Raw genomic sequence first — 273 nt, forward strand, 5'->3', positions numbered from 1 at the left:
CAACACACTCGATCAAAAGATATTCGCGAACCGTCGGACGCTCTGGATCCGAGGCGGCAAGGCTTCGCGGAACTACCGTGAGAAATCTGCCGACGAGGTGATTTACGACGAGCTCTCGAACTTTGACGAAAGCGTCGAAGGCGAGGGCGCTCCGATCACCCTGGGTGACAAGCGACTCAACGGCGCGATTTATCCGAAGTCGATCCGTGGTTCAACGCCGAAGCGTGTCGGCTCCTGCCAGATCACGAAGGCCGTTGAGGAGTCACCTTACTT

1 protein-coding gene is annotated in these 273 nt (G+C 57.1%); it reads left to right on the forward strand.

Annotated elements, in window-relative coordinates:
• Window positions 1-273, forward strand: a 273-nt coding sequence (locus AAEZ08_RS22940) for a phage terminase large subunit family protein (RefSeq protein WP_500125180.1), incomplete at both ends; no start/stop codon positions are given.

The organism is Pseudomonas sp. E45-MNA-CIBAN-0222, from assembly GCF_040310405.1.
Lineage (GTDB): Bacteria > Pseudomonadota > Gammaproteobacteria > Pseudomonadales > Pseudomonadaceae > Stutzerimonas > Stutzerimonas stutzeri_AC.